The organism is Dyella japonica DSM 16301, from assembly GCF_001010355.1.
Classification (GTDB): domain Bacteria; phylum Pseudomonadota; class Gammaproteobacteria; order Xanthomonadales; family Rhodanobacteraceae; genus Dyella; species Dyella japonica.
Genome location: NZ_JPLA01000043.1, coordinates 64,776 through 91,279, shown reverse-complemented (window position 1 = coordinate 91,279; position 26,504 = coordinate 64,776). Strand labels below are relative to the sequence as shown.

20 protein-coding genes are annotated in these 26,504 nt (G+C 63.4%); 4 read left to right on the top strand and 16 right to left on the bottom strand.

Annotation, left to right across the window (positions count from 1 at the left end; all coding sequences use genetic code 11):
* Positions 1–57: 57 nt before the first annotated feature.
* The 3 genes from Y882_RS19375 to Y882_RS15005 are packed head-to-tail and all read right to left on the bottom strand — an operon-like array spanning position 58 to position 6,687.
* Positions 58–4,458: a glycoside hydrolase family 99-like domain-containing protein gene (locus Y882_RS19375; RefSeq protein WP_082121138.1), complete on the bottom strand. Its 4,401-nt coding sequence runs from the start codon at positions 4,456–4,458 to the stop codon at positions 58–60.
* Entirely contained in the window at positions 4,455–5,846 is a 1,392-nt protein-coding gene (locus tag Y882_RS15010) for an ABC transporter ATP-binding protein (protein ID WP_046972755.1), read from the bottom strand. The genes Y882_RS19375 and Y882_RS15010 overlap by 4 nt, the downstream gene beginning before the upstream one ends.
* Complete coding sequence (locus Y882_RS15005; protein ID WP_244466358.1) at positions 5,836–6,687, bottom strand: ABC transporter permease; 852 nt, start codon at positions 6,685–6,687, stop codon at positions 5,836–5,838. The genes Y882_RS15010 and Y882_RS15005 overlap by 11 nt, the downstream gene beginning before the upstream one ends.
* 299 nt (positions 6,688–6,986) lie before the next feature.
* Between Y882_RS15005 and Y882_RS15000 the strand changes: the two genes are divergently transcribed.
* A complete protein-coding gene (locus tag Y882_RS15000) occupies positions 6,987–7,859 on the top strand; it encodes a class I SAM-dependent methyltransferase (RefSeq protein WP_156171497.1) in 873 nt (290 codons plus the stop codon).
* A 370-nt stretch (positions 7,860–8,229) separates the two neighbouring features.
* Positions 8,230–9,447: an acyltransferase family protein gene (locus Y882_RS14995; RefSeq protein WP_156171495.1), complete on the top strand. Its 1,218-nt coding sequence runs from the start codon at positions 8,230–8,232 to the stop codon at positions 9,445–9,447.
* Positions 9,448–9,490: 43 nt separating this feature from the next.
* Here Y882_RS14995 and Y882_RS14990 read toward each other — a convergent pair whose 3' ends face one another.
* The 9 genes from Y882_RS14990 to Y882_RS14950 form a co-directional block, all read right to left on the bottom strand.
* Positions 9,491–11,596: a COG1361 family protein gene (locus tag Y882_RS14990; RefSeq protein ID WP_052950037.1), complete on the bottom strand. Its 2,106-nt coding sequence runs from the start codon at positions 11,594–11,596 to the stop codon at positions 9,491–9,493.
* Between the two features lie 142 nt (positions 11,597–11,738).
* Positions 11,739–12,335 (bottom strand): hypothetical protein, encoded by a 597-nt coding sequence (locus tag Y882_RS14985; RefSeq protein ID WP_046972752.1) that lies wholly within the window; start codon positions 12,333–12,335, stop codon positions 11,739–11,741.
* Entirely contained in the window at positions 12,332–12,721 is a 390-nt protein-coding gene (locus Y882_RS14980) for a GtrA family protein (RefSeq protein ID WP_046972751.1), read from the bottom strand. Before Y882_RS14980 ends, Y882_RS14985 begins: the two co-directional genes overlap by 4 nt.
* A complete protein-coding gene (locus Y882_RS14975) occupies positions 12,714–13,670 on the bottom strand; it encodes a glycosyltransferase (protein ID WP_046972750.1) in 957 nt (318 codons plus the stop codon). Before Y882_RS14975 ends, Y882_RS14980 begins: the two co-directional genes overlap by 8 nt.
* A gap of 6 nt (positions 13,671–13,676) precedes the next feature.
* Positions 13,677–14,615, bottom strand: coding sequence for a UDP-glucuronic acid decarboxylase family protein (locus Y882_RS14970; RefSeq protein ID WP_046972810.1), 939 nt, complete (start codon positions 14,613–14,615; stop codon positions 13,677–13,679).
* A 491-nt stretch (positions 14,616–15,106) separates the two neighbouring features.
* A complete protein-coding gene (locus Y882_RS14965; protein WP_046972749.1) occupies positions 15,107–16,048 on the bottom strand; it encodes an electron transfer flavoprotein subunit alpha/FixB family protein in 942 nt (313 codons plus the stop codon).
* A 21-nt stretch (positions 16,049–16,069) separates the two neighbouring features.
* A complete protein-coding gene (locus Y882_RS14960) occupies positions 16,070–16,816 on the bottom strand; it encodes an electron transfer flavoprotein subunit beta/FixA family protein (protein WP_046972748.1) in 747 nt (248 codons plus the stop codon).
* A gap of 105 nt (positions 16,817–16,921) precedes the next feature.
* Positions 16,922–18,940 (bottom strand): glycosyltransferase, encoded by a 2,019-nt coding sequence (locus Y882_RS14955; RefSeq protein WP_244466357.1) that lies wholly within the window; start codon positions 18,938–18,940, stop codon positions 16,922–16,924.
* Positions 18,941–19,021: 81 nt separating this feature from the next.
* Positions 19,022–20,626 carry an electron transfer flavoprotein-ubiquinone oxidoreductase gene (locus Y882_RS14950; RefSeq protein WP_046972746.1) on the bottom strand — a complete coding sequence of 535 codons (1,605 nt, stop codon included), beginning with the start codon at positions 20,624–20,626 and terminating at the stop codon, positions 19,022–19,024.
* 171 nt (positions 20,627–20,797) lie between these two features.
* Here Y882_RS14950 and Y882_RS14945 point away from each other — a divergent pair, with 171 nt between their 5' ends.
* Entirely contained in the window at positions 20,798–22,195 is a 1,398-nt protein-coding gene (locus Y882_RS14945; protein WP_046972745.1) for an amidase, read from the top strand.
* 7 nt (positions 22,196–22,202) lie between these two features.
* Positions 22,203–22,835: an alpha-ketoglutarate-dependent dioxygenase AlkB family protein gene (locus tag Y882_RS14940; protein WP_244466356.1), complete on the top strand. Its 633-nt coding sequence runs from the start codon at positions 22,203–22,205 to the stop codon at positions 22,833–22,835.
* 2 nt (positions 22,836–22,837) lie between these two features.
* Here the strand turns inward: Y882_RS14940 and Y882_RS14935 are convergent, their stop codons facing one another.
* The 4 genes from Y882_RS14935 to Y882_RS14920 are packed head-to-tail and all read right to left on the bottom strand — an operon-like array spanning position 22,838 to position 26,355.
* The gene (locus Y882_RS14935; protein WP_046972744.1) at positions 22,838–23,461 is read right to left on the bottom strand and encodes an ABC-type transport auxiliary lipoprotein family protein; all 624 of its coding nucleotides are present in this window, start codon (positions 23,459–23,461) and stop codon (positions 22,838–22,840) included.
* A complete protein-coding gene (locus tag Y882_RS14930; RefSeq protein WP_046972743.1) occupies positions 23,458–24,396 on the bottom strand; it encodes an MlaD family protein in 939 nt (312 codons plus the stop codon). Before Y882_RS14930 ends, Y882_RS14935 begins: the two co-directional genes overlap by 4 nt.
* Before the next feature lies 1 nt (position 24,397).
* Positions 24,398–25,213 carry an ABC transporter ATP-binding protein gene (locus tag Y882_RS14925; protein ID WP_046972742.1) on the bottom strand — a complete coding sequence of 272 codons (816 nt, stop codon included), beginning with the start codon at positions 25,211–25,213 and terminating at the stop codon, positions 24,398–24,400.
* Positions 25,210–26,355: an MlaE family ABC transporter permease gene (locus Y882_RS14920; RefSeq protein ID WP_046972741.1), complete on the bottom strand. Its 1,146-nt coding sequence runs from the start codon at positions 26,353–26,355 to the stop codon at positions 25,210–25,212. Before Y882_RS14920 ends, Y882_RS14925 begins: the two co-directional genes overlap by 4 nt.
* Positions 26,356–26,504 lie beyond the last annotated feature (149 nt).

Sequence of the window (26,504 nt, the reverse complement as noted above, 5' to 3'; positions counted from 1 at the left end):
GATGGGGGCGAATGGATGTCCAACAAGGCACGGGGTGGGTGAGGTCATAGTGGTGGATTAGCCTAGTGAATAGCGTGCTTTGCGGATGAGGCGGTCGCTCGTCAGTGCGTTTTGGACTGCCTCAAGATAGGTATGTCCAAAGCGGCGATCGGGTTCGAGATACGCGCCCTCGGCCCATTCGTTCCAGGCATTGATGAAGACCAGGCGCTCGTCGCCGGTGTACTGCTGCTTGGTCCGGGCAATCGCGGTCTCCAGCCACGCCTGGAAGGCGCCGGGCGTCGCGTGCTCGAACGAATAGCTGTTGTTCTGCCGGCGGGCGGTATTGTCCCAGCCCGGCATCGTGCCCATGAAACGCTTGTACGCAGGCAGCTCGCGCGTGGCGTAGCGCACGGCGATATCGCGATAGTCCGCCACGGCGCCCTGGAAATCAGGGTTGAGCAGCGGCGCCTTGACCGGGTAAGGCTGAGCCATGCCCTGCGGGGGAAATTCCACGGCAGCGTCGCAACCGAGTTGGCTGGGCGGAATGCCTGCCGAGGCCAGCTCAAACGACTCCACCTGGGTGATGTAAATCTCGCCGATGCCTTCGTCGCGACAGACCTGGCGCCAGATCGCCGAGGTCCTGGCGAAATCCGGAAACAACGTGATGCGGTAGACCAGGATCAGCGGCTTGCCATTGATGCGGATGTAGTTGGGGCTGCGGAAATAGCGCATGAGATCGCGGATGACGGCGACGTCGTCATCGTCCGAATGCTTCTGCGCCATGAGCACATCGTGCTCCTGGCCGTCCCATCGGCGCGTCCAGTTCTCGTTGGCCCAGCAAAGGCAGAACGGAAAGTCGGGGCGGCCGGTGAGCAGCATGTTCTCGATCGGCCGCTCCAGCAGTCGATGGCCGGCGAACCAGTAGTAGTAGTAGCAGAAGCCGCCCAGGCCGTAGCGACGCGCCATCTCGGCCTGCTTCTCCATGGTTTCGGTCACGCGCAGATCGTAGTAGCCCAGGTCGGCAGGCACGCGCGGCTGGTAGTGGCCGACATAGTTCGGCTTGGCCTTGGTGACGTTGGTCCACTCGGTGAAACCGGGGCCCCACCACAGATCGTTTTCAGGAAACGGATGGAACTGCGGCAAATAGAACGCAATGGTGCGCACGTCGTCCATGCGTTCCAGTTCGTTGCTCCACTTCGAGGTGAATTTGGCCAGGTTGGTGGAAATGCAGCGAAGCTTGTAGTCACTGGCCAGGCCGTCGGAGGTACGGCTGAGATGGTGGACTACGGTGGCCTCCGGGCAATAGACGATACGACGACCCTCGGCGCGCAGGCGCATGCAGAGATCGGAATCCTCGCAATAGGCGGGCGCGTACATTTCGTCGAAGCCGCCAAGGCGTCGGAAGTCTTCCGCGCGGATCAGCAGGCAGGCCCCGCTGCAGTAGTCGACATCGCGCTCGAAGGAGTAACGAGGCTGGTCAGGGAGGTCGTTGAGGCCGACCATTTCCGACGTACCGTCGGCATGCAGCGTGGTGCCGGCCTCCTGCAGCCAGCCGGTCGGATACGCAATGCGAGGACCCACGGCACCCACGTCGGCCGAGCGATCCATGCATGCCACCAGCGCTTCCAGCCAGCCCTCGGTGACCTGCACGTCGTTGTTCAACAGGACGATGAGGCGCCCCTTGGCCTGCGCCGCAGCGGCGTTGCAGTTGCGCAGGAAACCCAGGTTGCTCGGCTGCGTCACCACGCGCACATGGGGGATGGCAGCCAAGACGCGATGGCTTTCGTCCGTGGACGCATCGTCGGCGATCAGGACCTCAAAGCTCGCCCCCGCGGCGCTCGCGTGGTCGGCAATCGATGCCAGGCACTCGAGCGTCGTCGTCAGGTGGTTGTACACCGGCACCAGGATGGTGACATCGGGCGACGCGGGCGCTGCGGGCAAGCGGATGCGTTTGGCCGCTTCGTCGACGCCAAGGCTGGAGAAATCGCGCACGCTGAACTTCTGCGGCTTCTTCGCCTGCTGTTGTTCCTGCAGGGTGGCTTCGATGCGATGGCGCACCACATCGTAGTCAGCCCATTCACGCGTGCCGTCGGCGCGCCACAGCACGTTCGCCGGCAAGTCGGTGGTCGAATCGCTGTAGACGGCAGAGTTTGCCGCGCCCCTCGACTGAGTTTCCGGAGCGTGCGTGCGCTCATAGGCCAGCCAGCGCTGGTAGGCGCCCGTGTGACGGAAGAGCAGGCCTGTGCGATTGAAGATGGCGCTCTTCAGGGCATTCTTGGTTCCTGGCGATACCGGGACGGTGCGATAGGCCTTCTTCGTGGCGGTGGCCAGGCGCCGTCCCGCAGCTGATTTCATGCGGCGCACCCAGGCATTGCCGGCGCGCAGTGGCCGGGTCAGCGACCAGCTTGCCGAACGCGTGATCAGCTCCAGCTCGCTGGCCTGCGACTTGGCGACCTGTTCGAAGTGGACCAGTTTGACGATGCGCGCTTCCAGCCCGTGGATCCGGTCCTGCAGTTTTTCGTCAGCGGCACGCTTGTCTCCGCTGCTGCTGTCGAGCACATCGTGCAGCCGCGTCGTCTCATCGTTCAGCCGCGTCGTCTCATCATTTAGGCGCGTGACATCCAGCTGCAGCTGTCGATGACTTTCCTGGAGCTTCGCGTAGGCGCCCTTGACCTGCTCATGCTCCCGGTCCAGGGCCGCGTGCATGGACTCAAGTTCAACCAGCTGCGTCTGGGAGGCTGAGTTTTGCCGCAGGAGGTTTGACACATCAGGAAGAACGCCCAGGTGATCGCTCTTGTAGGCGTCATATTCCAGCGGCGCTCCGAAGTCGCCGATGGATTCGTCGCGTAGCGAGGCTTCGAGGTCAAGATAGGTCTGAATATGGCTTGATGTCACGACCAGGCCGTGTTCGCGCAGGATGGCGCGAATCAGCGTCGGGACATGCAGCATCCTGGGATCATGCGGTGCCGTCACGCCCGTGAGCGAGCCAAACGACAGTTTGATCGCGCGGAAGGCCAGGTAACCGAACGTAAGCGGCGCCTTGAACGACCACTCAAGATCGAAGAACGTGGTCGTGCCATCGACATGACGTACCAGGTTGCGCGGAACGGCGTCCACCAGCGCGCCAGGTATGGCCGTCTCCAGTGCGAGGCTGTCGGCCTTCGGTGCTTCGGGCAAGCGTGCGGCAAGCGCCCGCTTCCAGACGTCGAACCAGGCCCCGACCTGCGCAATGGTCCAGTCCGGCTTGGTGACAATGCCTTCCAGTGCATCGCCCCAATGCATGCCGTGGAAGTAAGGTTCTTCTTCCAGCGACTGGACGAGCAATTTGCTGTCCGGCAACGCGTCAGGGCTAAGCTTGTGATGCTGGACGACGATGGAGCCCTGCTTGCGCACAAAGCGCGAGGTCTTCGCGAAGGCCGGTGCGCGAGCGGACGAATACTGCTCGGCCAATACATCGGGCAAGAGGGTGGAAAACGACGGCGACTGCCCGGACTTGCGGGCGATCATCAGAAACGAATTTGCCAGGTCGGCCAAAAGGCCATTGCGCCCCACCACGTCGAACGCGCGTCCAAGCGAGAACAGCGGCATGGTGACCAGTTGCCGGTCCGATCGCGACGACTGGCCGGCAAGCGATCCTGCATCGAACTCCTCATGCGCTGCCACGCCAAGCGGAAACACCACGCATTGGGGCAGCTTGTAGTCGGGCAGCGGCACGGCGCATTCGGACGCTTCGAAACCCGCCTTGCGGAAGTACGATTCCAGCTCGACTTTTCCAAACGTGACGACGGTGTGCTCACCGTACTGATCCTGGATGCCCGCCATGGCGCGGCCCAGGTGGTCTTCGGCGACGCCGGCGAAGTACTTCAGCCCGAGCTGGTTCTCGATTGCCACCACCAGGATGCCGTCATCGGTGAGGAGTTCGCGCGCCAGGCGCAGCGTCTCGAGCACGGGATCGGCACCCGCCGTATACATGCGAGCGTATTCGAGCACGCCAATGAGCGTGACAACGTCGAATCGCTGGCTCGTGCGCAGCGCATCGAAGCGTTCGTTGAGGACGGCGACGTTGGGCAGATCGCGGCAGCGCGATGCGGCAATGGAGGCGCGTCGGCGGCTGCCTTCCAGGGCCAGCACCTGCGCGCCCTGTTCGCCCAGGAACCGCGTGATGGCGCCACAGCCTGCACCGATCTCCAGCACTTTGGCATTGGCGATCGCGCCGGCCAGCGGGCGCAGCAGGTTGGCTCGGGTAGGGCTGAGGTGATAGGTGCTCGGCCAATCCGTCATGTGGCGATGCAGCTCGCGCGAAAACTGCGAGACATCGGCGCTGTCGGCTACGACCCGGGCGATGCGTTGTTCGGTTTCGTCGCCATCGGAATAGCTGAAGGCTGCCTCGCCTTCCTTGTGCCAAATGCGGTGTGTCTCATCCTGACGATAGGCGGACGCGCGAAGAAAATCTTCAAAAGGGGAGCGAGGGCCGGTCACGGCAAGGCCTCCTTGGCGTCCATGGTCATATTGATCTTTGCCAGGCCGAAAAAGCCCGTGTCGTTTACGTTGATGTGGATCGCGTCATAGCGGCGATCATGCGGAATGGCCTCTTCGCCATCGCGACTGGCCACACCCACGGAGAAGAAGTAGTCGCCCGGCCCCAGCATGCAGTCAAAGTCGAAACTGACGATGGCGTGCGTGCCGGCATGGCCGATGCCCGAAGGCAGCGAGGTCTCGGACATCTCGGTGTTGGAACCGTAGACTGTGATGCCGTCCTTGGTTTTGATGGTCAGGCCAAAAATCGGGCGAAACACCGTTTCATTGAAAGCAATGCCAAGCGTGAGCCGCAGGCGGTCGCCGGCGAGCACCACCGAGGGCTCCGCGCCGTTCGGTCCGACCAGTCGGAAGTCCAGGATCTGCGCGGCGCGATTGCCCCAGCGGTACTCGTAGGGGCTGTAGTTTCCGCGCTCTTCGAAGGCGCCCGGCCGCATGTCCAGCGCATACGATCCGTCGGTCAGCTCCTTCTTTGCCTCCGGCGTGGCGCCCAGGATCGACGCTTCGGTGGTACCGGCCGTCTTGGCCAGCTTGCGCGAGCCGCCGAACAGCAGGTCCAGGTAGGTATGCACCACGTCCTTGGGCTTGCCGTGCTGATGCACCAGGCCGTCGTGCAGCAGGATGGCGCGATCGCAATGGCTGATCACCTGCTCGGTGGCATGCGACACGAAGAGAATCGAGGTGCCTGCTTCCTTCAGCGATTCCAGGCGTGCAAAGCACTTTGCCTGGAATTTTGCATCACCCACGGACAGCGCTTCGTCGACGATCAGGATGTCCGGCTCCACCTGTGCCTGGACCGCGAATGCGAGGCGCACCACCATGCCGCTCGAATAGGTCTTGATGGGGCGCTTGGCGAAGTCACCGATGTCGGCGAACGCGAGGATGGAATCCATGCGCTGGTCGATTTCAGCATCGGTCAGGCCAAGCACGGAGGCATTGAGATGGACGTTTTCGATGCCCGTGAATTCGGGATTGAAACCGGAGCCCAGCTCCAGCAGCGCGGCAATGCGGCCCTGCACCGAGATCGAGCCCTGGGTGGGCGTGAGCGTTCCGGCAATCATCTGCAACAGGGTTGATTTGCCCGAGCCATTGCGGCCGACGATGCCTACGGTTTCGCCGCGCTTGACCTCGAAACTGACGTCTCGCAAAGCCCAGAACTCGCTGAAATTCCTTCGCTCGCGCAGCGCGTTCGCCACGCGGCGGGCGCCCACGCCCCCGGCCATGCGGGCCGCACGAGGGTAGAGCGACTGCAGCAGTCGGTCCATCGGGCTGGCGTAGACGTTGTAGCACTTGCTGATGCCGTCGACGCGGATCGACACGTTAGAGGACATCGGCAAAACCTCGGCGAGTGCGCTGGAACCACCAGAAGCCGGCGCTGGCGAACACGAACATGGCGAGCGTGAACAGACTCAATGCCCCCCAGGCGGGTTGTTCGCCAATGATAAGCACCTTTCGGATCTCGCCCATCAAGAACGTCATCGGGTTGAGGTAGAACAGGTGACGGAACGATTCGGGGATCGCCGTGACCGGATAGAACAAGGGGGAGAGGAACATGGTCATGGTGACCAGGTGCCCCACGAGCTGGCCAATATCACGCACGAAGACGCCCAGTGAGGCGAGGATCCAGGTCAGGCCCAGGACCAGCAGGCACAACGGCAGAAAGGTGAGCGGCAACAGGATGGCCGTCCAATGCGGCGCTTCACCTTTGGCAAGTACAAAGGCGACCAGCAGCACCAGCAGGCTGATGCCCGCCTGGAACAGCCCCGAGCCGAGGACCACGAAGGCCTGGATCTCCAGTGGGAAAACGATTTTCTTGACCAGGTTCGGACTTGAGAGGATCAAGCCGGGAGCCCGATTCACGCTATCGGCGAAAAATGTGAAACCGAGCATGCCGGCAAATAGCATCAAGGCGAAGTCCATCGGACTGCTGGCGGCGCCCGCACCCCAGCGCATGCGAAAGACCTGGCTGAACACAAAGGTGTAAATGGCCAGCATGAGCAGGGGATTGAGGATGGACCAAAGCATGCCCAGGGCCGAACCGCGATACCGGCTGGCAATATCGCGCCGTGTCAGGGTCACGATGAGAGCCCGGTTATTCCAGGCCTGCCGGATCATTGCCACAGGAGTGGCGGGCTCTCGGTTCCCACCGGCTTGTATTAGCGTCGACTTCACGAAATTTCCTGTAGTTGCCGATACTTACGGCTCGGCCCAAGAGGATCGAACCGCCTACTTTACCAGCCGGGAGGCGCCTTGGGCGCGATCGGCAAATCTTTGTTTTGGCGCTGCTAAGTGGGGGTTTGCTTTCGTTTGACCGAGACGAGAGTATGGGAGATCACCTGATATTCGGGGCTGCATTGCATGGGTCAGCTTCCCATAAAGGTGCTGGTTTTCTCAGCGAGGGGTTGATTTTTAGGAGCTGAGCGCGCCGATTGGCAAATGGCTGTGTTTATTCTGACTGCTGCGGAGGGAACATGCTGGCGTACGTAAGGAATCATATTGCCGCCATGGAGGCGGACACCGGGCTTACGTCCCGAGACGACGTCTTTCGGCGACTGGGGCTTTTGGGGCTGGATGATTTCGGGGAATTTCTCTTGTCCATTCCCAATCCGGAGTTTCCGCGTCTCTCAGGTATTCTTCCGAAGATGGCCTCCGACCAGATCCAGCGCGACTGGACTGGCAATGCAGGCATCCCCCTGCTGAAGCAGACGCTCAATTTCGTCCGGGCATTGAGCTACAACTACAACCGCATGACCGGGCGGGTTCTCGAGGACGCGAAAATCCTCGATTACGGCTGCGGTTATGGCCGCATCGCGCGATTGATGTATGCCTTTGTCAATGAGGCAAGCTTTTATGGCGTGGACCCGTGGGATCGCTCCATTGCCATTTGCCGGGCCGACGGTCTGGGCGAAAACTTCCGCCAGTCGGATTATCTGCCGCAATCTCTTCCGGTCGATGGGCAGAAGTTCGATCTGATTTATGCCTTCTCGGTCTTCACGCATTTGTCCGAACGTGCGACGTTGACGGCGCTGAGCGCGCTGCGCGATGTGGTTGCACCCGATGGCTTGCTGGTGATCACGATCCGCCCGCAGGAATATTGGGCGCATGACGGGCACACGACCGACGAGCAGAAGAAGGCCCTGGCGGCAGCGCACCAGGGCGGCGGATTCGCTTTTTGTCCGCACAAGCGCGAAGCCATCGACGGTGATGTGACCTACGGTGATACCTCATTCGACCTCGACTGGCTTGAGCGCGCCGTGCCGGGCTGGCGCATCGAGGGTACGGACCGGTCGCTGGAAGATGGCTTGCAGCGATACGTGTACCTGTCGCCGAGCAAGGCATCGTGAGGTCGTGGCCGGTCGCCGCTCGCGCGACAACAGCGGGTGCGGTCCGGCCATAGTGTTTTTGCGGCCCGCGCCGGGCCTGGGTGGGTGAAATGCCGACGGCCGCGCTGCTGGCTTCAGGAGCGCGACCGGACGGACAGGGCGGAGGGTGCCGCCTTGCCAGTCCTGGCACCGATTGAGTGAACCCAGAAGATTTGTGGCGGCCCGTAGACGCTCACGCCGTGCCGATCCGGCGAGAGGGGCGAAGGTCATCGTGTGATGCCCTGCTCCTGCGCGACATCGTCTTTCTCAGGAACATGCAGGTTCCCAGAAGGTCAACGGGCTGGCGTCCATGCGGCCGTGAGCGGCGTGCACGGGAGGCGAAAGCGTCGGGGTGTCGAAACAACTTGCTACTATCGGCGCCTTTGACGGGGCGACGGCCCGTACTTCTCATATTGGGAACCAGGAACTGATGAAAAACGCGATACCTAGCAAGGGCCGTCTGCATTTTCTCGATACATTGAGAGGTTTGGCCGCCGTCTATGTGGTGCTTTACCATATGGTCGTCATGCCGCACCCAGGGCTGGATACACCGGTGTGGGCCAGCAAGTTCGCGCATACGGGTGGCACGGGCGTCACGCTTTTTTTCGTGGTCAGTGCGTTCTCGCTGTTCTACACGATGCCATTCAGGCTGGCGAAGCCGCGACCGGTACTTAGCTTTTATCTCCACCGGTTTTTCCGAATTGCGCCGCTGTTCTACGTGATCATCATCGCGACGATCATCCGTGACCATTGGGTGTTTCAGGCAACTCACCCGCTGTCGGAGAAGCTGGCGAGTTTCCTTTTCATCTTCAATCTGCTGCCCGAGGGGCAGCAAGGTTTCGTGTGGGCCAGCTGGACGATCGGTGTAGAGATGCTGTTCTACGCCATTTTTCCGTTCATCTACTTCCGCACGAAAAGCATTTACGCAGCCGTTTCCTGGGTTATCGGGTTTCTTCTGCTGTGGCAGCTGGTCCAGACGGGACTGGAATACCTTCCGCTTACGGCCGAGCAGCACACGGCGATCGTCCAGTGGTCGGTATTCAAGCATTTGCCCATCTTCGCCTGTGGCGCCGTCGCCTACTTTGTCCTCAAGGGTCATTTTGAGGACGCGCGCGAATCTGCCCGCCGGGAATTGGGCTACATGCTGTTGCTTGCAGGCGCGTTCGTCTACATGGCGCTGCTCAATGACTGGCTGCCCAACCTCCTGGGCAACAACTATTACTGGCAGGGCCTGGTCTATCTGCTGTTGTTGATTGGACTGTGTTACGCGCCGATCAAGAGCATCGTCAACAGGGTGACCATGCACCTGGGGCAGATCAGCTATTCGGTGTATCTGATCCATCCGACGGTGGTCTATCTGATGATTCCCGTGTATCGCCGGATCTATCTGCACGTGCCGACGACCACGCTGGCCATGCTGACCTGTTTCGCGATCACCCTGGCCATCGTGATCGCGCTGGCGGAAATCACCTATCGCTGGGTGGAAGAACCGGGTATCAAGCTGGGTTCTTACGTTTACCGCCGCTGGTTTGCCACGCCGGCTGCCACGGAACCCGTATTGGCCAAATGACGCGCGCGATGGCGCGCCGTCAGGCGAGACGTGAGCGGCGGGCTTAGTGGGAAACGTGGACGCTGCCGTCCTGGTCAACCACGATCGTCTGCTGGCTCTTGGCAATCGGCATCCCCCGGCGGTGGAACCAGGAAACGAGCTCCTGGACCATATCCACTTCCAGGCGATAGCTGCCCGGCTGCGCCGGCGCCGCGATGGGAAAACTGAAGCGGGAGGTTTGCCCCGGCGCCACATCGCCGGTCAGGTCCTTGCGTGTATCCCAGCCATCGTCGGGCGAGGGCGATGCGTCGAGAGGCACGAAGCGCCAGGAGAAACGCACGGGCCGGTTATCGTCCGATACGGACGGCAGATTGATGGCCGAATGATTCATCACCGACAGTGACAACGTGAGCCCCTTGCCTTCGGGCTGAACGTTTTCAATATCGATGACAAGATCCTTGGGCAGTTCGCGCGAAAGTTTGCCGCTGAAGTGCGTGCGAGACAGCAGCTGTCCAAGCGGCTCGCACTTTTGCGACGTCCCCAGGATGGAAACCCTGTTCACCAGCGCCACGTACTCGTTGTATGAAAGCTTGGCTTGGGCAGCGTAGCCGGCCAGGCGATTGTTGATGACCGAGCAGTTGTTCACGTCGCGCTCGGAAAAGCCGATCGGCCAATTGCCGGAATATCCGTTGAGGGTATTGCGGTCCAGCGCCTGTCCCAATTGCATGCCGTCAAGCTCGTTGAGGAATTGGCGCTGATCGGCTCGTTCCGGCACATAGATGATCGCGTCTGCCGGAAGAGTGGCGGGCACCTGCTCCTGCAGATGCGTGACCCGGCCGCGCCATTCCACGAGCGGCACCGACCAGGTGTGATACATGGCGTACTCCGCGACCAGACAGGCGGCAAGCGCGGTGGCAACGATCAGGCCAGGCCACTTCTTGTGCCGGGAAGCAGACAGCAGCCGGTCGAAGCCCAGGCCGGCAAGCATGGCAACGGGCAGCATCATGACCAGTCCGATGCGGGCGACGGCTCGAACGGCATTGGCGAGCGGCAGATGGTAGAAATAGGCGTAGAAGCTGTGTCCGTGGACGCAGAGGGTGAGCAGGAACAGCACCAGCAGGGCCATCAATGCGCAGCGGGCGCGCAGGTCGCGAAGTCCGGTCGCGCCCACCAATGCAAGCAGCCAGGCGACGGCGCCAAAGAACATCTGCTGTTCATTGCGCATCGGCATGTCGGTGATGCCGGCGCTGAAAGGGCCCCAGATCCGCGATCCGTCCATGAGCACGTAGCTTGCCAGGCGCGGCAGCATCGTCTGGACTTCCCCATAGTCGCGGCGGAAGCCGTAGAGATGGGAGTAGTACAGATAGGGATAGAACATCGCCAGTAGCGCCACGGCGCAGGCGGCGATGGCAATGGCAACGTAGATCTTGTCGCGCCGGGGCGTCGCCAGGTAGCCCTGCTTGATTGCCTTGTATGGCCCCGTGGTCTTCACTCGCCATAGAGCAATCGACTGTGCGATCGCGTAAGCCAACAACAGCAACAGGGCGAAATACCCCAGGTAGATCGAGCAATAGAATTGCAGCGTGATCCAAAGCGCCGTGATGGCGAGCTGCTTGAGGTCTCCCGCAGTCAGCCATCGTTGCCAGGCAAGCAGCGCCAGTGGCGTGGCGAAACGATAGGCCAGTTGTGCATGCCCGGTCTGCGAGCTGGCAATGAACGAGAAGCTGAAGATGAAAGCGCCGACCGATGCGCCGCCGACACCGAGGCCGAAGCGTCGCAGGGCGATGTAGCACGCCACGAAGTTAAGCGGCGCGGCGAACGTATACCAGCCGATGAAGGCCATCTCCGGCGTCAGGCCCAGCGCGCGCTGGACGATGTAGATCAGGCCAGTTCCGAAATGGTTGTCGCTGAAGGCCAGCGCACCCTGATACGGATAGAAGAAACCCGGGCTCCAGAGGCTGGCGTCATGCCCGGTGATCCAGCGGTACAGATGTTCCAGGACGAGATTGTTGAATCGCGCATCGGCGATGTCGCCAGGAACAGCCTTGAAGTAGTCCGACTGATGGAACGTAATCAGCAGCATGCCCAGCGCGAGCAGGGCGGCCGGCCACAGCCATTGCCTGATATCGCGTCGGCCGGCACTCGCCTGTGAAGAAAAATCAGTGTTCACGCTGAGCCTCGCAATCAGTCAAAGGCCAGTGGGTACCGCGAAGCGAAACTCGCTGCGCGGCTATCCGGCGCTGGCGGACGCCGTCCTGGCCAGGGCGCCGGCATCCGCCGGGCCCGTGATTCTCAAGAAATTTCCGCAGGCATTACTGACAGCGGTAGTTGACGTCTTCGGTGCTATGGCGGAACGGATCGGTCAGTGCGTCCGAATACTTGCCCATCAACAGCCGGTGTTTGGGAAGCAGGTTGTTGCGGAAGAAACGGCTGACGTGGGCCAGGTCACGCCCCTTGTCGGTGAGCAGCACGCAACCGTCCTTGATGACGATGGTGCCCGACTGGAGCTGCTCGGTGAGCCGCACGTCCACCAGATGGTGTTCCTTGACGTATTCCTTGGTGAACACGTCCTCGAATGCGTCTTCGCGAATACCGCCGCCGCGCTGCTCGAGCTTTTCCAGGATGTAGAACGACAGGGACCGGTCCAGCACCGTGGGTATCGAGATGGCAAAGCCGTAGCCCAGCAGCAGCCAGATCACCACCAGCTGCATCTTTTCGATCGCGCCCAACACGCGAAACCAGGGCAGCAGCCACAGGGCCGTGCCCGCCACCAGGGCAGCGATGACGCCATCCAGGATGGCGCTGTAGAACACCACATTGACCCTGAAGTAGAGCGAGTGGACGACATAGATCGCCAGCAGCAACAGCACGAACACCGCCGTGGCCGCGACGATTCGGATCAACTTCATTGCTTGAATACCCAATGTTTTCCTCCGAAATAGCTGCACACCATCTGTAGAAAGGTGCCAATCAGAAAGCCGATGCGGTAATCGAGCTTGGCCACGTCAGTCCACAGAAACAGCACGCTGGCCTGCAGCAGGGCGAGCACCGCGTACAGGATCCAGAAACGTGCCAGCTGGTGCCAGACAGATTCAGTGGTTCCCGGGAAAACGAAGTGGCGGCTACCCAGGAACGAGACGGTAATGCCGACCACCGCCGCAATGAAGTTGGCGACCCCGGCGGATGGAATGTGCGCCAGATGTATGCAGGCGTTGAGGACCGCATAGCTGACACACGTGGCAATCAGGCCGTTGATGATGTAACGGACCGGCTGATGCCTGAGCAATTTATCCATGTACGCGTTCGTCGCTCGTCGTCAGCACCCGGTCCACCAGCAGGCGGTAATCCAGCGGCAGCACGGCGCTGCCGCGCGCGATGCCGGTCAGCAGCAGGGTCATCAGCGTGATCGCCCCGGTTTGCAGGAATACCAGCAGCAACAAGCCGAGCGCGACCGAGAACCAGCCAGGCGTGGCATAGCCCACGGCTTTGAGGAAAACGGCAATACCGCCGCCGATCAGCGAGAGCACGGCCACCAGTGCGCATGCAATGCCCACGCGCACCAACACGTCCTCGGCGAAAATCATCAAGCCCTTGAAACCATGCAGCGCCAGGCCGACGAAATTCATCTTGCTCTTGCCGGCGTAGCGAGGACCTCGATCAAGTGCGCAAGTACGCCAACGCAGTCGCGACACCAGCACCGTGCCGGCCACGTGAGTGGCCAGTTCACCCATCGACGCGAGGCGTTTCACTGCCGTTTCGTTCATCGCCATGAAGTTGCCGAAGCTGATCGCGCGGCCCGTCAGCAGCTTGAACAGCCACTTGTAGACGATGTAAAACGCCTTGAAGCGCAGCGTCTCGACGCGGCTCTTGCGCTGGGCCACGGTCACATCCACGTCGTTGCTGTCCAGATCGTTCAACAGCGCCGCGATGGTTTCCGGCAGGTCCTCGCCATCGGAGTCCATGATCACCACGCGATCGATCGCCCGGCATTGGTCGGCAACATAAGCAAGTCCGGTGGCGATGGCGCGCTGATGGCCGACATTGCGCTTGAGCCGGACCACCACGCCCTGCAGTCCTGCAGCCTGCAGGCCTGCAAGCGTCAGCGGCTGCTTCACCGATCCATCGTCCACGGCGACGATATGGATCTCTCGTCCGCAGGCCTTGGCCAACTCGGCAAAAAGGATGGTGGATGCTTCGGTATCCTCGAATACCGGCGTCACCACGATCAATCTTGGATGATCCATGACCGATCAGACCCCGAGGCGGTGGCGGAAGTAGGCCACGGTTTCCTTCAGGCCGTCGTCGAGCGAGACCTTGGGCGTCCAGTCCAGCTTGTCCTTGGCCTGGGTGATGTCGGGCTGGCGCTGCTTGGGATCATCGCTGGGCAGCGGCATATGCGTGATCTTGGACTTTCCGCCGACCAGGGAGATGACTTTCTCGGCCAGCTCGAGCATGGTGAATTCGCCGGGATTGCCGATGTTGATCGGGCCGGTGATGTCCGCGTCGCTATTCATCAGGCGACGCATGCCTTCGATCAGGTCGTCGACGTAGCAGAAGCTGCGGGTCTGCGTGCCTTCGCCATAGATGGTGATCGGCTCGCCGCGCAGGGCCTGCACGATGAAGTTGCTGACCACGCGACCGTCATTGGGATGCATGCGGGGGCCGTACGTATTGAAAATACGCATGACCTTGATTTCAAGCTGGTGCTGGCGCCAATAGTCGAAGAACAGCGTTTCGGCACAACGCTTGCCCTCGTCATAGCAGCTGCGAATGCCGATGGGGTTGGTGCGACCCCAGTACGACTCCGGCTGCGGATGCACTTCCGGGTCGCCATACACTTCGGAGGTGGAAGCCTGCAGGATGCGGGCGCGCGTGCGCTTGGCCAGGCCAAGCATGTTGATGGCGCCGTGCACGCTGGTCTTGGTGGTCTGGACCGGGTCGTGCTGGTAGTGCACCGGTGATGCCGGGCAGGCCAGGTTGTAGATCTGCTGCACTTCGACGTAAAGCGGAAACGTCACGTCGTGACGCAAGAGTTCGAAGGAGGGATGACCGATCAGATGCCGGATGTTGTCCTTCGAGCCGGTAAAAAAGTTGTCCACGCAAAGGACGTCGTGCCCGGATTCAATCAGGCGGTCGCATAGATGGGAGCCAAGAAAGCCCGCGCCGCCGGTCACCAATATCTGGCTCAAAGTCTTCTCCGTGAATGTCATTGATACACCCGATCCGTTCAAAGACCGGTATGGCGCAGTGTCGATCCCCTTGGCCGCGAACGGGGCGGACACCCCGAAACATTGCGGCAATACAGGGCAAACCCCCTATTTGCGCCGCAGTATCTTACTTGAGACAGGGTGGCCGCGCATCGCGCACGCCAGCGCGTGCCGGGAGTGGCAAAAAGTTGCGCCCCTATCTGCGAAGTGTGTCAGATGGATGAACGCTGGCCGCGCTTGCGTTCAGGCGACTGCGTGCTGCAAAAAGAGGCGAGCGACAGGCCTGATCCTGTCGAGCGAAGAGCCACGGCCGCGATGAGGGGCACGTACTTGCGCTGGTTTGACGATGCCAGGGCCCTGTCAGTGCGCCTGACTTGCGGCGCCAAGGGCGTTGAGGCTGGAGCCGCGTCCATCCCGGACTTGACCTGGGATGGACGCGCATGGGGGGAGCGCGTAACTTCGCTCCCCAGCCGTCAGAGCGCCTGTTCGAGCTCCGGAATGATCTTGAACAGATCACCCACCAGGCCGATATCGGCGATCTCGAAAATCGGCGCCTCGCCGTCCTTGTTGATGGCGACGATGGTGCCGGCGTCCTTGATGCCGGTGAGATGCTGGATCGCGCCGGAGATGCCGATGGCCATGTACAGCTCCGGCGCGATGATCTTGCCGGTCTGGCCCACCTGCAGGTCGCTCGGCACGTAGCCGGCGTCGACGGCGGCGCGCGAGGCGCCCACGCCAGCGCCGATCTTGTCGGCGAACTTGTAGATGATCTCGAAGTTCTCCTTCGAGCCCACGCCACGGCCGCCGGAGACCACCTTGCTGGCGCTCTGCAGGTCCGGGCGATCGCTCTTGCCCGATTGCAGTTCAACGAAGCGGGTGTGCGAGGGCAGGGCGGCGTCGACGCTCAGCGCCTCGATCGGTGCGCTGTTCGCGCCAGTCGCTGCGGCGGACCACGAGGCCGTGCGGATGGTGGCGACCACCGTGCTGCCCGCGTCGGCTTCCACCGTGATGATCGCGTTGCCGGCGTAGATCGGGCGCTTGAAGCTGTGACTGCCTTCCACGCTCATCACGTCGCTCACCTGGGCGACGCCGAGCAGGGCGGCCACGCGGGGCAGCACGTCCTTGCCGAAGGTCGTCGAAGGGGCGAACACATGGCTGTAGCCGGCGGCGGCCTTGGCGATCTGCGGGGCCAGCACGGCGGCGAGCGGGTGGGCATTCTCGGCGCGGGCGATGGTGAGCACACGGCTCACGCCGTCGATCTTGGCAGCCTCGGCAGCGATGGCGTCGGCGCTATCGGCCAGTACCAGCACGTCGATGGCTTCCGGCTTAACGGCCGCGGCAGCGCTCACCGCGCGAGCCGTGGAGGAATTCAGCTTGCCGTTCAAATGTTCGGCGATGACGAGGATCTTGGACATGTCGTTATCTCCCAAGGCTGCTTAAAGCAGACCCTTCTGCTTCAGCGCCGCGACCAGTTCGGCCGCATCCTTGACCATCACGCCCTTGCTGCGCTTGGCCGGCGCGGCGTAGTGCGTGGTCTTGAGGTGGTCGTTGGCTTCCACGCCCATCGAGGCAAACTCGATGGTGTCGATCGGCTTGGACTTGGCCTTCATGATGTCCGGCAGCTTGATGAAGCGCGGCTCGTTGAGGCGCAGATCCGTGGTGATCACGGCGGGCAGGTCGGCTTCGATCACTTCCAGGCCAGCATCGACTTCGCGGGTCACCGTGACCTTGCCATCGGCGATCTCGACCTTGCTGGCAAAGGTGGCCTGCGGGCGATCCCACAGCGCAGCGAGCATCTGGCCGGTCTGGTTGGCGTCGTCGTCGATGGCCTGCTTGCCCAGGATGACCAGGCCCGGCTGCTCCTTGTCGATCAGCTTCTGGAAGATGCGGGCCGCAGTGAGCGGCTGCACGGCGTCCGTGGTGACCACATGGATGGCGCGATTCGCGCCCATGGCCAGGCCGTTGCGCAGGTGAGCGGTGAGGTCGGCCGGGCCGATGCCCACCACGATCACTTCCTCGGCGACACCCTTTTCGCGCAGACGCAGCGCTTCTTCCAGCGCGATATCGTCGAAGGGGTTGGCGGAGAGCTTCACGCCATCCGTCACCACGCCCGTGCCATCGGGCTTGACCTGAATGCGGACGTTGTAGTCCACGACACGCTTGTAGCCAACCAGTATCTTCATTAGGTTTCCTCAGTCAGGTGCCGGCCGGCACGCTGGATTTTGCGAACAGACATTCTAGCCGATGCTCCATTCTCGTACGAATGGTGCGCCATCCGCCTTGCATGGCTAGCCCGGAAGTGCCCGTTTCAGCGCCTCGCTGGCCGCTTTTCCTGAAAAATGGGTGGCCACGTTTGCCATGCCGTTGATGGACATCGCTGACCATAGTTCGGGATCCCGGGCCAGTCGCAAGGTCTGCTGCGCGAAGTCCTCCGGACTCTCGGCCACCAGCGTGTTGAGCCCATGAGTCAATTGCATGCCCTCGACCGCCAGCGAGGTCGCCACCACGGGCACCCCGTAGCTCATGGCCATGTTGATCTTGCCCTTTACGCCAGCACCAAAGCGCAGGGGTGCGATGGACGCCAGCGCAGTATCCAGCCACGGCCCCAGATCGGGCACGCGACCGTGCAACTCAAGCCCTGGCGCGTTCAGTTCGTTGCGCGTGGCATCGGATACATCGCCGAGCACGTGCACCCGAATGTCGGGCAGGTGGACACGCAGCGCGGGCAGGATCTCATCGGCGATCCAGCGCACCGCATCGGCATTGGGAGGGTGCCCGAATCCGCCGATGAACACCAGGTCACGACGTTGCGCATGCGGGTAGCGACAGCCGTGAACCTCATGAATGTTCGAGAGCAGTTCAACTTTCGCGTGCGGCAGCTCGGCGGCGAGCAAGGCCTGCTCGTGCGGGCTCACCACGAAGGTGACATCGCTTTGTTCGATCAGCGCCAGCTCGTTCCTGCGCGAAGACTGAGCCTGGCGTGCCATCGAATTGCTGCCGCTCAGCTCGGCCGCGCGGCGTTCACGCAGGAAGTGCAGGTCCACGGTGTCGAACAGCAGGCGCGCCCTGGGAGCCAGCTTGCGTACCAGCGATGCATATTGGCCCGCCACCGTGTGGCGGCAAAGCATCACGGCCCGAAGCTCTTGGCCATGCGCGCGCAACCAGTGCGGCAGGTCGGAAACCCAGGGGCGGCTCAGCACTTCGACGCCGAGCGCACCGAGCGCGCGGATTTCATCGTCGCTGGCGCGACCATCGTCGGGTAGAAACGAGACGGACCAGCCCTGCTCATCGAGCAGGCGAAGAATCGCGCTCAGGCGCAGCGAACCGGAATCGCGCCTGGGTTCGGGCGTCATGCTGTCGACCACGAGCACGCGACCACGGTAGCGCCAGCGCAACGCGCGCAACAGCGACGTGCCCGCCGGCGGATGAGCGCGCAGGAGCGGCTTCCACTTCGCCACGAAGGTTGCCTGGTTGGTCACCTGGTGACGTTTCATGCCCGCATGCAGGTCGGTGCCGGCGCTGATGCCTTCGCAGTGGATGACCGTGCTGGACGGCTCGTAGTACACCTTCAAGCCCTGCTGCCGAACGGCAAAGGCCAGGTCGGTGTCCTCGTAATAGGCGGGTGCATAGCGCTGGTCGAAGCCGCCAATGTGCGAGAACACTTCGCGGCGAATCATAAGCGCCGCGCCGCTGACATAGTCCACCTCGCGACGGTAACGCCACGCCGGCGCGTCGCGCCGCTCAAAGCGCCCGGCGGTCCAGCAGCTGCCGTCGTCGAAGACCAGGCCACCCGCCTCCTGCAGGCGCCCATCAGGGTAAACCAGGCGGCTTCCGGCGATGCCACAGTCAGCGCGATCAGCAAAACAGCCGAGCAGACCGTCAAGCCAGTTCGGCGTCACCTGTGTGTCGTTATTGAGGAACAACAGGAATTGGCCGCGTGCCGCCGCCGCTCCGGCGTTGCAGCTGCCCACGAAGCCGACATTGCGTTCGTTGCGCAGCACGCGCAGACCGACAACTTGTTCGAGCAGCGCCACCGAGTCGTCGGGTGACCTGTCGTCCACCACGATGACTTCGAACGGCGCCGTGGGGGCATGCCTGACGATCGAACGCAGGCAGGCGAGCGTGTACTCGAGCTTGCCATAGACCGGGATGACCACCGAGACCAGCGGCTGCTCGCAGGTCGGTAGCGCAAAGGGTCCGAAGGGAACCTCCAGCGGCTCGACCTGCAGGCTATCGTCGACGCTGGGGCGGCGTTGGAATTCCTGCTGTACGCGGGCCAGCGTGCCGCGCCAGCCGCGCAGCGCCACGCTGCCGCGGAAGCGCTGCAGCGCGTAATTCAGGCGTTTGAAGCGCCAGGTGAGTCGGGCGGACAGCGCAATGCCCTCTGGTCAGAGATTCTGATAATTCGGACCCGAACCACCTTCCGGGGTGACCCAGTTGATGATCTGGTAGGGATCCTTGATGTCGCAGGTCTTGCAGTGCACGCAGTTGGCGGCGTTGATCTGCAGGCGTTTGCCGGCGTCGTCGCTGACGATTTCGTAGACGCCCGCAGGGCAGAAACGCGTACACGGGTTGCCGTATTCCACCGCGCACTGGGTCACGCACACGTTGGTGTCGGCGACGTGCAGGTGGATGGGCTGGTCTTCGTCGTGTTCGGTGGCGGCGAAATAGACGCCGGCCAGGCGGTCGCGCGGCGGGAGTTCGCGCGGCTGCACGTAGTCGCGCTTGGGCTCTTCGCACTCGCCCAGCTTGTGCAGCGAGGACCAGTCCGCCTTGTTCTTGAGCGTCCACGGCGAGGCGCCGCGCAGCACGGTTTCCCATGCCGCGTTCAGCATGCCGACCCACAAGCCCTTCTTGAAGGCGGGCTTGATGTTGCGTACCGATTTGAGCTCGGCCATCACATCCGACGCGCGCAGCTTGGCGTCGAAACCGGCCGGGTTGAGCTGGTTGGCGACCAGGTGTTCGGCGGCGAGCATGCCGCTCTTGATCGCCTGGTGCGTGCCCTTGATCTTGGGCACGTTGAGCAGGCCGGCGGTGTCGCCGATCAGCAGGGCGCCAGGCATCTCGACCTTGGGCAGCGACTGGTAGCCGCCGGTGACGATGGCGCGCGCGCCGGCGGAAAGAATGCTGCCGCCTTCGAGCAGGGACTTCACCGACGGGTGATTCTTCCACTGCTGGAACGCTTCCCACGGCTGGTAGTCGGGATCGCTGTAATCGAGGCCGCTGACGTAGCCCAGCGCGATGCGATCCTTGTCCAGGTGATAGAGGAAGCTGCCGCCATAGGTGTGGCTGTCGGCCGGCCAGCCGAAGCTGTGCACGATCTTGCCCGGCTGCACGCGGCCCGGCGGCAGCTGCCACAGTTCCTTGATGCCGATGGAATAGCCCTGCGGATCGCTGTCCTTGTCCAGCTCAAAGCGCTTGATCAGCTGCTTGGTCAGGCTGCCGCGGGCGCCTTCGGCCAACACCGTGACCTTGGCCTTGATGTCGATGCCCTGCGTGTAGCCGGCCTTGTGCGAACCGTCCTTGGCCACGCCCATGTCGCCGATGCGCACGCCGGCGACAGAGCCGTCCTCGTTGTAGACGGTGTCGGCCGCCGCAAAGCCGGGGAACACATCCACGCCCAGCGCTTCGGCCTGCGGCGCCAGCCAGGCGCACATCGCGCCCAGCGAGACGATGAAATTGCCGTGGTTGTTCATGCCCGGCGGCACCGGCAGCTTGCGGCCGCCGGTCTTGCTGAGCAGCCAGAACTCATCCTCGGTGGCCGGCACGCAGATCGGCGGCGGATTGTCGCGCCACCCCGGCAGCAGCGCATCCAGCGGCTGCGGCTCGATCACGGCGCCGGAGAGGATCTGCGCGCCGATGGTGGACGCCTTTTCGATCACGCACACGCTCGTTTCCGGCTGCAACTGCTTGAGGCGGATGGCGAACGCGAGCCCTGACGGGCCTGCGCCAACGACGACGACGTCGTATTCCATGATTTCGCGGTCGCTCACGGCTCACTCCAGCTGATCTAGTACGGCTTGCTACACCGTGCTCTGACGTACGGTACGGGTAATCCGGCATTGTCCGGGTTCGGGGCATTGGGGGCAACGGTGGCCGAATCCTTGCAATCCCTTCATGTGCGATAGCGATAATCCCCCCAAAAGCGACCCAGGGAAGAAAGAATGAATCTGCAGCCCCCGATCAGCGAACTTGACCTGCGTCGCGCCACCATGTGCCAACTGCTGCACTGGCTGGCGGTGGATCGCGTGCAGCCACAGGGGCTGGCCGAGACGTATCTGGAGGCCATCGAGCGCGTCAATCCGCAGCTCAATGCCTATGTGAGCCTGAGTTCGGCCATGCTGCAGGAACAGGCGCTGGCCGCCCAGCATCGCCGCCGCGACGGCGTGATCGGGCGGCTCGACGGCATCCCCATCGCGCTCAAGGACAATTTCGACGTCGCCGGCTGGCCCACCAGCGCCGGCCTGGCCGGGCGGCGCAAGCCGGTCACCGAGGATGCCCATGTGGTGTCGCGGCTGCGCGCTTCCGGCGCGGTGCTGATCGGCAAGACCAATATGGACGAGGGCGCGCTGGGCGCGGTCACCAACAATCCGCATTTCGGTGCAACGCACAATCCGCATCGCCACGGCTATACCGCCGGCGGCTCGTCAGGCGGTGCGGCCGCCGCCGTGGCGGCGGGGCTTGCCGTGGCTGCCGTGGGTTCGGACAGCCTGGGCTCCATCCGCATCCCGGCCAGTTACTGCGGCGTTTACGCACTCAAGCCCACTCATGGTGAGATTTCCGCGCGCGGCATGGTGCCGGCGGCACGACGGCTGGATACGGTGGGCCTGATAGCACGCAGCGCGGATGACCTGACGGTGCTGCTGCAGGTGCTGGCCGGGTACGACGCCGACGATGCGCGTTCGCGCCGTCGACGCGTCGCCTTGTCGCCGCCGGATTGGGAGCCGGGCCGCCTGCGCGCCGGATTCCTGCCCGATCTGCGCGCCGTTGGCGTGCATGAGGATGTGATCGGCGTGTTCGAGGCGGCGCTGGCGAAATGGCCGCGCGAGCTGGGCGAGCGCCGCACGGTGGATTTTGCCGACTGGGATTTTGCCCGCACGCGTCGTGCCGGACTGTTGCTGATGGAGGCGGAGATGCTCGGCACCTTCGCCGCTGACCTGGCCAACACGGACGAACGCGCCTCGGAGCATTTCCGTCGCCTGCTGAGCTACGCCGCCGGCAAGAGCGCCGCCGACTACGCCACCGCCGATCGCGTGCTCGATGCCGCCACCTTGAAGATGCGTCGCCTGTTCGCGCAGATCGATGTGTTGGTGCTGCCGACTACGCCGCAGGGCGCGTTCCCGCTGGATGGCCCGGTGCCCGATTCGCAGGCGGACCTCACCAGTTTTGCGAGTCTGGCCGGATGCCCGGCGGTGAACATCCCGATGGGCTATCTGCCTGACGGCATGCCGATCGGCCTGCAGCTGGTGGGTGCGCGCGGCTCGGATCTGCGGCTGCTGGAGCTGGCTTCCGTGTGCGCCGCCACGCTCGATGTGGAACCGGGATTCCCGGCCATTCGTTGAGGCTGGTGTGAGCCTGTTCGATCAGACGACGCCCGGCGGTTGGCAAGCCTTGCCGCTGCCGGGCGCAGCGCTTTCGCTGTGGCCGCAGTGGCTGGACATTGACGAGGCGGACGTGCTGTTCGCCGAACTGCAGGCGACGATCCCGTGGGAAGTGCACCGCATCCGTATCTTCGGACGCGAGGTGGATTCACCGCGTCTCAGCTGCTGGATTGGCGACGACGACGCCAGCTACGTCTACTCGCGCACACGCTTCGCGCCGCATCCATGGACGCCGGCCTTGCGTGCCCTGCGCGATCGCGTGGCCGGCGCCTGCGATGCCCGCTTCAATAGCGTGCTCGCCAACCTTTATCGCAACGGCCAGGACTCGATGGGCTGGCATAGCGACAACGAGCCCGAGCTGGGTCGTCAGCCGGTGATTGCTTCCTTGAGCCTGGGCGCGGCGAGACGCTTCCGCCTCAAGCCGCGCGGCGAGGCGGCGCGCGGCGACGTGCTGGCGATCGAACTGGAACACGGCAGCCTGTTGCGCATGGCTGGCGATACGCAGCAACGCTACGTGCACGACCTGCCCAAGACGAGCGCGGCTGTCGGGCCGCGCATCAACCTCACCTTCCGCTGGGTGGACGCCTCGCGGCGCGCGTAGCGTCAGTTGGTCCGTACGTCGTGGCCATCCAGTGGCTGCTGCAACATCCAGTTCACCAGCTGCGAGGCGAGCGCATCGCTGGCCTGCCCGAACGCCGCGACGACCTGCGGCACGGTCGTGCCGCCCACCGGCTGGGTGACATCGAAGCGGCGCGTGGCCACGATGCGCAAGCCGCTGTTCTTTACCAGTCGCGCATCGAAGCGGATCACTACCGCGGGCTGCCCGTTCTCATACACCGACTGGAACGAGCGCAGGTCGCCGGCGAGTGAGTAGTCCGCCTGCAGGCTGGTTTCGTCGCTGCTGAGGCCGGCAATGCGGCCGTTGTCGCGGAACGCATCCATGATGCGGTTGCGCAGCAAGGTGGTGGCGGTGTCGGCCCAGCGCGCGCCCTGATATACGCTGACCACATTCCCTTGCGGCAACACCGCGATGCGTGAGCTGTCGATCATGCGCTCGGCATTGGGCGTATCCACCCGCAAGGTCCAGTTCACTGCCGGCGCGCTGTCGCGCGGCAGCGGCGTGGACGGCAGGCGGTAGACATCGGGTGATTCCGCCTTGGGCAGAATCGTGCAGGCGCCCAGCAGCACGACGGCAGCACAGGTGGAAAAGCGCAGGCGCAACCTCATGGCACAAACTCCTTGCTGCGGTCACGGCCGAGCAGGAAGCCCGCCGGGTTGTCGTCGAGGCGGCGCGACACGCCGCGCAGCGAGCCGGCCGCATCGCGCAGTTCGCGCACGGCGGGGCCCAGTTCACTGAAGCCTTGCAGGCCGCCGTTGATGGCGGCGCGGTTGTCGCTGAGCAGGCGGTCGATATCGGCGGCGGAATGATCCAGCGAGGCCATCGCGTTGCGCGCGCTTTCCAGCGCGGCGCGGGCCTGGTTGTCGACCAGGCCGTTGGCGTTGCGCACCAGCTGGTTGGTCTGCGCCAAGGTCTCGTTCGCCTGCTTGCTTGCCTGCGCCAGCTGCTGGAGCAATTGGTGAATGTCTTCGCGCTGGTCGGCCACGGTGCCGGTGATCTGGTCCAGGTGCTGCAGCGTGTGACTGATGCGTTCGGAGTTCTCCGGCGACAGCAGCATGTTCGCCTTCGCCACCACTTCATTGATGTTGGTCACCAGGTCCTCGCCGTTGGCCAGAATCTGACTGAGCGGGGAAGGGTCGGCCACGATCATCGGCAACTGGTCGTCCTTGGATTCCAGCGGCGGGCTGCTCGGCGAGCCGCCGCTGAGCTGGATGACGGACAAGCCCGTCACGCCGGTCAAGGTCAGCTTGGCATGCGTGTCCTGCTTGACCGGCACATCCCCGCCAAGACGAATGCGCGCCAGCACTTTGCGCGGGTCCTGCGGGTCCAGCTTGAGCTGGGTGACGGCACCGACCTTGATGCCGTTGTACTGCACCGCGCTGCCCTGCGAGAGCCCGCTGACCGCTTCGTTGAACACCACCTGGTAATCGGTGAACTGGCGGTCCGAGCTGGACTTGGCCAGCCACAACGCGAACAGCAGCGCGGCGGCGACCACGATCACCGTGAACAGGCCTATGAGTACGTGATGGGCACGTGTTTCCATATCACTTCACCTCGGAATTCGAATCGCGTTCGTGCGCCTCTTCAGCGGCGCGGCCACGCGGGCCGTGGAAATACGCCTGCACCCACGGATCGGGATAGCGGGCCACCTCATCGAGCGGGCCCACCACCAGCACCTTCTTCTGCGAGAGCACGGCGACGCGGTCGCAGATGGTGTAGAGCGTGTCCAGGTCGTGGGTGACCAGGAATACGGTGAGGCCCAATGCATCGCGCAGGGTGAGGATCAACTGATCGAACGCCGCCGCGCTGATCGGGTCCAGGCCTGCGGTGGGTTCGTCCAGGAACAGGATTTCCGGATCCAGCGCCAGCGCACGTGCCAGTGCCGCGCGCTTGACCATGCCGCCGGAAAGTTCGGACGGGAACTTGGTTTCCGTGCCCATCGGCAGGCCGGCGAGCGCGAGCTTCACGCCGCCCAGGTGCTGCGCGTCGGGACGCGTGAGGCCGGCGTGCTCGATCAGCGGCATCGCCACGTTCTCCACGATATTGAGCGAGGAGAACAGCGCGCCATTCTGGAACAGCACGCCAAAGCGCCGTTCCACGCGGGAGCGCTGTTCGGGCGACAGGCTCAGCAGATCCTGGCCGAATACGTGCACATGTCCGGAGGTCGGGCGCTGCAGGCCCACGATGCTGCGCAGGAGCACGGACTTGCCGGTGCCCGAACCGCCGACCACACCGAGGATTTCACCGCGGCGCACATCCAGGTCCAGATGCTCGTGCACGATCTGCGTGCCGAAGCGGTTCACCAGGTGGCGAACCTCGATGACATTCTCAGCGGCTTGCGGTTTGGCGACGGCGTTCACCAGCCCATCTCCATATAGAAGAGTGCGGCCAGCGCATCGATCAGGATCACCACGAAGATCGACTGCACCACGCTGGAGGTGGTGTGTTCGCCCACCGACTCGGCACTGCCGCTGACCTTGAAGCCTTCCAGGCAGCCGATCACCGCGATCAGGAAAGCGAACACCGGCGCCTTGGCGATGCCGACCAGGAAATTCTTCACCCCGATATCGGACTTCACCAGGTTGATGAACATCACCGGCGGGATGTCCAGCACCATGGCGCAGACCAGCCCGCCGCCAATCAGGCCGGCGATCATGGCCAGGAAGGTGAGCATGGGCAGCGAGGCGAGCATGGCCAGCACGCGCGGCAGCACCAGCAGCTCCATCGGATCGAGGCCGAGCGCGCGGATCGCGTCGATCTCTTCGTTCGCCTTCATCGAGCCGATCTGCGCGGTGAACGCGCTGGCGGTGCGGCCGGCCAGCAGGATGGCGGTGAGCAGCACGGCGAATTCGCGCAGGAACGAAAACGCCACCAGATCCACGGTGTAAATGGTGGCGCCAAAATCCGCCAGCACGGTCGAACCCAGGAAGGCCACCACTGCGCCCACCATGAAGGTGAGCAGCATCACGATGGGCACCGCATCCAGGCCGGTCTGCTCGATATGCGCCACCAGCGAGGTGACGCGCCAGCGACGCGGGCGCCAGACGGTCTGCACGAAGGTTTGCAGGGTGAGCCCGATGAAGCCGAGCAGTTGCACCTGCTGGTGCCAGACGTTGTCCATCGCCGCGCCGATGCGCGCGAGCAGCTCGGTCACGGTGTTGTGGCGGCGCCTGGCCTTGGGCTTGACGTAGCTGGCCATCGCCTTGCCGACGGTCTGCAGCAAAGCGCGCTGGGCGGCGGGCAGGGTCGGATCCTGGGTGGCCAGGTCGCCCAGCCGTTCGGCACCGAGCAGGCCGGCCAGCAGCGCAGCGCCGGCCGTATCGAGCGCACCCAAGGCGCTCAGGTCGATCGGCGTGTTCTGATGGAGGCGGTGCTTGAGCGCATCGACCGCGCGCTCCAGCATGGCGTAGTGGGCCAGGGTCCAGTCGCCTGCCACACGCAGGCGTGGGGGCGTGGCCGTGGCATCGAGTTGTGCGCTTCCTGTCGCCATCGATGTACTCATGAAACACGATCTTAGTGGAGTGTGGCCCAGATCAGGTGACGAAACGATGGTGAGGTCATCGGCGATGGATCTGATGCGTTCTGGTACGTCCTGTCGATGCCGTGCCTGCCTTGGCGCCCATTTTCCGCTAGATTCCTCCCTTGACCGCG